Origin of the sequence: Rhodoferax sp. OV413, from assembly GCF_945881795.1 — a bacterium.
In the GTDB taxonomy this organism is placed as follows: domain Bacteria; phylum Pseudomonadota; class Gammaproteobacteria; order Burkholderiales; family Burkholderiaceae_C; genus Allorhodoferax.
Genome location: NZ_CAMCVG010000102.1, coordinates 1 through 7,160 on the forward strand (window position 1 = coordinate 1; position 7,160 = coordinate 7,160).

Consider the following 7,160-nt stretch of genomic DNA (forward strand, 5'->3'; position numbering starts at 1 on the left):
CAAGAGCCTGCGCCACGACGCGGCAGGTGATAACGAGGTGAGACGCAATGGGTACGCAAACGACATTTCCGCAGCTCCTGCTGCAGCACGCGGCACAACGCCCGCAGGCGGCCGCGATGCGCGAAAAGGAATACGGCATCTGGCAATCATTGAGCTGGGGCGACCTGGCCGTGATGGTGGAGCACCTGGCCGCGGGGCTGCACGAGGCCGGCATGAAGCGCGGCGACCACATGGCGGTGGTGGGCGCCAACCGCCCGCGCCTTTACGCCACCATGCTGGCGGTGCAGAGCCTGGGCGGCGTGCCGATTCCGCTGTACCAGGACGCTGCGGCACCCGAGTGCGTGTTCCCGATCAGCAATGCCGAAGTGCGCTTTGCCTTTGCCGAAGACCAGGAGCAGGTCGACAAGTTGCTCGAAGTGCGCGAGCAGTGCCCGCAACTTACCCACATTTACTTTGATGACCCCCGCGGCCTGCGCAACTACGACCAGCCGGGCCTGGATTCGATGGATTCCTTGCAGGCAGCGGGCAAGGCCTTTGCCATGGCCAATCCTGCATTTTTCAAGGCCGAAGTCGCAAAAATCGCGCCTACCGATGTGGGCGCCATGTTCTTCACCTCCGGCACCACCGGCAACCCCAAGGGCGTGGTGCATACCCACGACTCGCTGCTCAACCGCGCCCGCGCCGGAGCGGTGTTCGACCAACTCACCAGCGACGAAGATGTGCTGGCCTACATGCCGCCGGCATGGATCGGGCAAAACATCTTTAGCTACGCGCAGTGGCTCTCGTGCGGCTATGTGGTGAACTGCCCCGAGAGCAGCGCAACCTCCAACATCGACCTCAAAGAAATCGGCCCGACCTATTACTTCGCGCCGCCACGGGTGTTCGAGGGCATGCTCACCAGCGTGATGATCCGGATGGAAGACGCCTCGGCGCTCAAGCGCCGCGTGTTCCATTACTTCATGGGCGTGGCCAAGCGCGTGGGGCCGGCGCTGATGGATGGCGCGACGGTGTCGGGCGCAGACCGCGCGCTGTATGCCCTTGGCAACTTGCTGATCTACGGCCCCTTGCGCAACACGCTGGGCCTGAGCCGGGTGCGGGTGGCCTACACCGCCGGAGAGGCGATCGGGCCGGATTTGTTTACCTTCTACCGCTCCATTGGCATCAACCTCAAGCAGCTCTACGGCTCCACCGAAACCGCCGTGTTCGTCTGCCTGCAGCCTGATCACCAGGCCCGCGCCGACACGGTGGGCGTGCCCTGCGAGGGGGTGGAAATCAAGGTCGCCGGGAATGGCGAGATTCTGGTCAAGTCGCCGGGGCTGCTCAAGGAGTACTACAAGAACCCTGCGGCCACGGCCGAGGTGCTTACCGCCGACGGCTGGTACCACACCAGTGATGCTGGCTTCATTGACGCGCACGGCCACCTCAAGATCATCGACCGGGTCAAGGACGTGGGCCGCATCCAGGGCGGCGCTTTCGACGGCGCCATGTTTGCGCCCAAGTACGTCGAGAACAAGCTCAAGTTCTTCCAGCACATCAAAGAAGTGGTGGCCTATGGCGACGGTCGCGAGAAGGTGTGCGTGTTGATCAATATCGACTTTGACGCCGTGGGCAACTGGGCTGAGCGCCGCAACCTGCCCTACGCCGGCTACACCGACCTGGCCCAAAAGCCCGAGGTGTATGCGCTCATCAAAGAGTGTGTTGAGCAAGTGAATGCCGACCTGAGCGCCGATGCCCTCCTGGCCGGCAGCCAGATCAGCCGCTTCCTCGTGCTGCACAAGGAGTTGGATGCTGACGACGGCGAGCTCACCCGTACCAACAAGGTGCGCCGCGGTTTTATTGCCGAGAAATACCAGGTGCTGGTGGACGCGCTGTACCAGGGCAAGAGCAGCCAGTTCATTGAAACGGTGGTGAAGTTTGAAGACGGCCGCAGCGGCAGCGTGAGCGCCACCCTGCGCATCGAAGACACCCAAACCTTTGCCCCTGTGAAGGCCGCAGCATGAGTAGCAAACGCATTGGCGACGTCATTCTGGACGTCAAAAACATTTCCCTGCGCTTTGGCGGCGTGAAGGCACTGACCGACATCAGCTTCGATGTGCGGGAGCACGAGATCCGCGCCATCATTGGGCCCAACGGCGCGGGCAAGAGCTCGATGCTGAACTGCATCAACGGCGTCTACGCGCCGCAAGAGGGTGCCATCACCTTCCGCGGTCAGACCTTCAAGCACATGGACAGCCATCAGGTGGCGGTGATGGGCATTGGCCGCACGTTTCAGAATCTGGCGCTCTTCAAAGGCATGAGCGTGCTGGACAACATCATGTCCGGCCGCAACCTCAAGATTAAGAGCAACATCCTCTTGCAGGCGCTGCGCATCGGCCCCGCGGAGCGCGAAGAAATTGCGCACCGTGAAGCGGTGGAGCGCATCATCGATTTCCTCGAAATCCAGGCCTACCGCAAGACGCCTGTGGGGCAGTTGCCCTATGGCCTGCAAAAGCGGGTCGACCTGGGGCGCGCCTTGGCCATGGAGCCGCAGGTGCTGTTGCTCGATGAACCGATGGCCGGCATGAACGTGGAAGAAAAGCAGGACATGTGCCGCTTTGTGCTGGACGTGAACGACGAGTTCGGCACCACGGTGGTGTTGATCGAGCACGACATGGGCGTGGTGATGGATATCAGCGACCGTGTGGTGGTGCTCGACTATGGCAAAAAAATCGGCGACGGCACCCCGGACGAAGTGCGTAACAACCCCGACGTGATCAGCGCCTACCTCGGCACCAGCCACTGAAAGACCCGACCATGGCATTTTTTCTGGAAACCCTTCTCGGCGGCCTGATGGCCGGCATGCTCTATTCGCTGGTGGCGCTGGGCTTTGTGCTGATTTTTAAGGCCTCCGGCGTGTTTAACTTTGCGCAAGGCGCCATGGTGCTGTTTGCGGCGCTGGCCATGGCGCGCTTTGCGGAGTGGATTCCGCTGTACCTCGGCATCAGCTCGCAGGTGGCGGCTACGGTGCTGGCCTTTATCGGCGCCGGCGGGGTGATGTTTGTGGTGGCGTGGTTGATTGAGCGGCTGGTGTTGCGCCAGTTGGTGAACCAGGAGGGCGCCACGCTGCTCATGGCGACCTTGGGCATCACCTACTTTATGGAAGGCCTGGGTCAAACCATCTTCGGCAGCAGCATCTACAAGATTGACATCGGCATGCCCAAGGACCCGGTGATGATTCTGGAGAGCGCCTTCGAGGGCGGCATTCTGATCAACAAGGAAGACTTTTATGCCGCCATCATTGCCGCGGCGCTGGTGGCTTTGCTGAGCCTGTTCTTCCAGAAAACCTCGACCGGTCGCGCCCTGCGCGCTGTGGCCGACGACCACCAGGCCGCGCAAAGCATCGGCATTCCGCTCAACCGCATCTGGGTCATTGTCTGGTGCGTGGCCGGCGTCGTGGCGCTGGTGGCCGGCATGATTTGGGGCAGCAAGCTCGGCGTGCAGTTCTCGCTCACCACGGTAGCCCTGCGCGCATTGCCGGTGGTGATTCTGGGCGGGCTGACCTCGGTGCCCGGTGCGATTGTGGGCGGGCTGATTATTGGCGTGGGCGAGAAGCTCTCCGAGGTGTACCTCGGGCCGTATGTGGGCGGCGGCATTGAGATCTGGTTTGCCTATGTACTTGCCTTGGGGTTCTTGCTGGTACGCCCGCAAGGCTTGTTTGGCGAAAAAATAATTGACCGCGTATGAAACACGCATTCAACAGTTTTTCGTCGCAGACCAGCTTTGCGAAGCAAAGTTAAGCGAAGCGGGTCGGAGACAAAAGATCACTCGAGAGTAAAACATGTTCTACAGAGAAAACGGCCAGTTCAAAACCAGCTACCGCAAGGACCAGCAGATATTTCCTATCCTGCAGGACCGCATCGCCATCGCTTTGCTGCTGTTGGTGGCCTTCGCGCTGTTGCCCATGCTGGCAAGCGACTATTTTTTCCGCGCCATTCTGATTCCCTTCCTCATCTTCTCGCTGGCGGCGGTGGGGGTGAATATTCTGGTGGGCTACTGCGGCCAGATCTCCTTAGGGTCCGGCGCGTTCATGGCCGTGGGCGCGTATGCGGCCTACAACTTCTTTGTTCGGTTCGAAGGCATGCCCCTGTTGCTGGCCCTGTTGATGGGGGGCGTGTGCTCCATGTTGTTTGGCGTGCTGTTCGGCCTGCCGAGCTTGCGCGTGAAGGGGCTCTATCTGGCGGTGGCCACACTGGCTGCGCAGTTTTTTGCCGACTGGATGTTCCTGCGTATTCAGTGGTTCACCAACTACTCGCCCTCGGGCTCGGTGTCGGTGTCCAACCTGCAGGTGTTCGGCCTGTCGCTGGAGTCGCCGGTCGCCAAATACCTGTTCTGTCTGAGCCTGCTGGCGGTGATTGCTCTCTTGGCCAAGAACCTGGTGCGCAGCGCGGTGGGCCGAGAGTGGATGGCTATCCGTGACATGGACGTGGCAGCCGCCGTCATCGGCATCCGCCCGATGTACGCCAAGCTGACTGCCTTTGCGGTGAGCTCTTTCATCGTGGGCGTGGCGGGCGCTTTGTGGGCCTTTATTTATCTGGGCGCCTGGGAGCCGGCGGCCTTCTCGGTGGATCAGTCCTTCCGGCTGCTGTTCATGGTCATCATCGGCGGCCTGGGCTCCATCATGGGGAGCTTCTTCGGCGCCGCATTTATTGTGGTGCTGCCCATCTTCTTGAGCCAGTTCCTGCCGGCGCTGGCGGGCTTGTTCGGCCTTGAGATTTCTACCGCCACCGTCTCGCACGCCGAGCTGATGGTGTTCGGCGGCCTGATTGTCTGGTTTCTGATTGTGGAGCCCCATGGGCTGGCCAAGCTGTGGTCCATCGGCAAACAGAAATTGCGTTTGTGGCCCTTCCCGCATTGATGCGGCAGGGCAGGTTCCGTTTCCCCCCGTGCTTCAACCATTTACTACAGGAGAGACATATGAAGCTATCTAAACTCGTTCTCGCAAGCACTTTGCTCGCGGCAGGTGCTTCCGGCCTTTTCGCCGGCAATGCCTTCGCACAAGCCAAAGAGCAATTCATCCCGGTGCTGTCCTACCGCACCGGGCCCTACGCGCCCAACGGCGTGCCATGGGCCAACGGCTATGTGGATTACATCAAGCTGGTCAATGCGCGCGGCGGCATCAACGGCGTGAAGTTCAGCTTCGAAGAGTGCGAAACCGGCTACGACACCGCCCGCAGCGTGGAGTGCTATGAGCGCCTCAAGGGCAAGGGCGCGTCTTTCGTGCAGCCCCTGTCAACCGGCGCCACCTTTGCTATTACCGAGAAGGCCCCCGCCGACAAGATTCCGGTGGTAACCGTGGGCTACGGCCGCAGCGAGAGTGCGGACGGCAGTGTGTTCAAGTGGAACTTCCCGATTGCCGGCACCTACTGGGTCGCCGCTGACGCCATCATCCAGGCGATTGGCAACAAAGAGGGCGGACTCGACAAGCTCAAGGGCAAGAAAGTGGCGCTGGTCTACCACGACAGCCCGTTTGGCAAGGAGCCTATTCCCTTGCTGCAAGAGCGTGCTGCCATGCACGGCTTTAACCTGACGCTCTTGCCCGTGACTGCACCCGGTGTGGAGCAAAAAGCCACCTGGCTGCAAGTGCGCCAGAACCGTCCTGACTACGTGGTGCTGTGGGGCTGGGGAATCATGAACACCACCGCCCTCAAGGAAGCACAAGCGACCGGCTACCCCCGCGAGAAGATGTACGGCGTGTGGTGGGCCGGTGCCGAGCCTGATGTGAAAGACGTGGCCGACGGCGCCAAAGGCTACAACGCGGTGACCATGCAGCACGGCGCTGAGCCCCAGTCTAAGCTGGTCAAGGACGTGATGGCTATGGTCCACGGCAAGGGCCAGGGCACCGGTCCTAAAGAAGAAGTCGGCCAGGTGCTCTACATGCGTGGTGCGATGAGCGCCATGCTGGGCATTGAGGGCGTGCGCGCGGCACAAGACCGCTTCGGCAAGGGCAAGGTCATGACCGGCGAACAAGTCCGCTGGGGCCTGGAAAACCTGAACCTGACCCAAGCCAAGTTGGACGGGCTGGGCTTTGCCGGCGTGATGCGCCCCATCAGCACCTCGTGTGTGGACCACATGGGCGCGGCTTGGGCCCGTATTCACACCTGGGATGGCACCAAGTGGCAGTTCACTTCGGATTGGCTGCAAGGCGATGAGCAAATCATCAAGCCCTTGGTCAAGACCACGGCTGCAAAGTACGCCGCTGATAAGAAGCTGACACCCCGCACACCTGCGGACTGCCAGTCTTGATCTGAACCCTCCCCAACCCCTCCCGCCGAGCGGGAGGGGAAGCGGCCCTGTCGGGCCGCCAATCGACAGGCTTGCTGCGCAGGCCTGTCGATTGGTAAAGGCAAACCTATGGAACAGAAAAACATCGTTCTCAACGTCAATGGCATCGAGGTCATCTACAACCACGTCATCCTGGTGCTCAAAGGCGTATCGCTGCAGGTGCCCGAGGGCGGCATTGTGGCTATTCTGGGCGGCAACGGTGCCGGAAAAACCACGACGCTGCGGGCGGTGTCCAACCTGCTGGCCGGCGAGCGCGGCGCGGTGACCAAGGGCAGCATCGAGCTGCGCGGTGAACGCATCGAAAACCTGAGCCCTGCGGATCTGGTGCAGCGCGGCGTGGTGCAGGTCATGGAAGGCCGCCACTGTTTTGCGCACCTGACCATCGAAGAAAACCTGCTCACCGGCGGTTACACACTCAAGAGCAAGGCGGAAATTGCGGCCAACCTGGAGAAGGTCTACACCTACTTTCCCCGCATCAAGACCCGCCGAAACAGCCAGGCCGCCTACACCTCGGGCGGCGAGCAGCAGATGTGTGCCATTGGTCGCGCGCTCATGGCAAGCCCCAGCATGGTGCTGCTCGATGAGCCGTCCATGGGCTTGGCGCCGCAGATTGTGGAGGAGGTGTTCGAGATCGTGAAGGACCTCAACGCAAAAGAAAAAGTCACCTTCCTGCTGGCGGAGCAGAACACCAACATGGCCCTGAAATACGCCGACTACGGCTACATCATGGAAAGCGGGCGGGTGGTGATGGACGGCGCAGCTGCCGACTTGCGCAGCAACGAAGACGTCAAAGAGTTCTACCTCGGCGTGGGCGGCGGTGAGCGCAAGAGCTTCAAAGA

At 61.2% G+C, this 7,160-nt stretch carries 6 protein-coding genes; all 6 read left to right on the plus strand.

The window, feature by feature from the left end; translation table 11 throughout:
* The first annotated feature begins 47 nt into the window (after nt 1–47).
* A complete protein-coding gene (locus tag Q0O05_RS10680) occupies nt 48–2,000 on the plus strand; it encodes an AMP-binding protein (protein WP_293662851.1) in 1,953 nt (650 codons plus the stop codon).
* On the plus strand, nt 1,997–2,782 hold the full coding sequence (locus Q0O05_RS10685; protein ID WP_293662853.1) for an ABC transporter ATP-binding protein: 786 nt from the start codon (nt 1,997–1,999) through the stop codon (nt 2,780–2,782). The genes Q0O05_RS10680 and Q0O05_RS10685 overlap by 4 nt, the downstream gene beginning before the upstream one ends.
* A gap of 11 nt (nt 2,783–2,793) precedes the next feature.
* Nucleotides 2,794–3,723 (plus strand): branched-chain amino acid ABC transporter permease, encoded by a 930-nt coding sequence (locus Q0O05_RS10690; protein WP_293662855.1) that lies wholly within the window; start codon nt 2,794–2,796, stop codon nt 3,721–3,723.
* A gap of 94 nt (nt 3,724–3,817) precedes the next feature.
* Complete coding sequence (locus Q0O05_RS10695; protein WP_293662856.1) at nt 3,818–4,894, plus strand: branched-chain amino acid ABC transporter permease; 1,077 nt, start codon at nt 3,818–3,820, stop codon at nt 4,892–4,894.
* A gap of 59 nt (nt 4,895–4,953) precedes the next feature.
* Nucleotides 4,954–6,282 carry an ABC transporter substrate-binding protein gene (locus Q0O05_RS10700; RefSeq protein WP_293662858.1) on the plus strand — a complete coding sequence of 443 codons (1,329 nt, stop codon included), beginning with the start codon at nt 4,954–4,956 and terminating at the stop codon, nt 6,280–6,282.
* A gap of 108 nt (nt 6,283–6,390) precedes the next feature.
* Nucleotides 6,391–7,160, plus strand: a 770-nt coding sequence (locus Q0O05_RS10705; RefSeq protein ID WP_293662860.1) for an ABC transporter ATP-binding protein, incomplete at its 3' end; no start/stop codon positions are given.

Bases quoted from the DNA above. Each gene is read 5' to 3' on its own strand.
- Q0O05_RS10695 (WP_293662856.1), top strand. From the start codon at position 3,818: ATGTTCTACAGAGAAAACGGCCAGTTCAAAACCAGCTACCGCAAGGAC.
- Q0O05_RS10685 (WP_293662853.1), top strand. From the start codon at position 1,997: ATGAGTAGCAAACGCATTGGCGACGTCATTCTGGACGTCAAAAACATT.
- Q0O05_RS10700 (WP_293662858.1), top strand. From the start codon at position 4,954: ATGAAGCTATCTAAACTCGTTCTCGCAAGCACTTTGCTCGCGGCAGGT.
- Q0O05_RS10680 (WP_293662851.1), top strand. From the start codon at position 48: ATGGGTACGCAAACGACATTTCCGCAGCTCCTGCTGCAGCACGCGGCA.
- Q0O05_RS10690 (WP_293662855.1), top strand. From the start codon at position 2,794: ATGGCATTTTTTCTGGAAACCCTTCTCGGCGGCCTGATGGCCGGCATG.